Origin of the sequence: Microvirga zambiensis WSM3693 (assembly GCF_016735695.1) — a bacterium.
Lineage (GTDB): Bacteria > Pseudomonadota > Alphaproteobacteria > Rhizobiales > Beijerinckiaceae > Microvirga > Microvirga zambiensis.
The window spans coordinates 1-539 of sequence record NZ_JAERQD010000250.1; the positions used below are offsets into that span (position 1 = coordinate 1).

The 539-nt window shown below is 61.6% G+C and carries 1 protein-coding gene; it reads right to left on the bottom strand.

Translation table 11 applies throughout. From position 1 onward, the window contains the following. Positions 1-479: helix-turn-helix domain-containing protein (locus JKL46_RS35140; protein WP_201843086.1), on the bottom strand; the 479-nt coding region annotated here is incomplete at its 3' end. Positions 480-539: the final 60 nt, after the last annotated feature.

Here is a 539-nt window from a genome sequence, read left to right on the forward strand (position 1 = left end):
TATTCGGTCTTGAGCCATCCCGAGATCTGCTCAGGAGACCACTCGTTCTGCAGCTTATCCGCGACCAGCAGCTGAAGCGATGGGTGAACCGACAGCAGGCAAGGCTTTGGCCGCAAGCCTCGTTGCCAGGCGCGCTCGTCGGCACTGGTGGCGCGATACTTTCTTCTGCCCCCATTCCGACTGACTTCCCGGCAGATGGTCGAAGGAGATCGACCGAGTTGAGCCGCGATCTGATGAAACGACCACCCGGCCATCAGGCCGCGCGAGATCTCCTCCCGCTCCTCTGGCCGCAAAGACAGCCTCGACCGCTTCCTCAGAGGCGGCGCGATGCCTCCCTTGGCGAGGACGATCCCGAAGACCGATCCGGCATGTTTGCCAAGAGCGCGGCCAATGTCACTGAGCGACCAGCCCTCCTTCCATCGGGTCCAGAGTTCCCGCTTCTGCTCTGCCGATAAGCCTGGCCGACCCATGCGTGCCATGAGTAGTTCTCCCGAAGCGCAACGAAATCAATCATGGTGCACTGACCGGTTGAACCCACC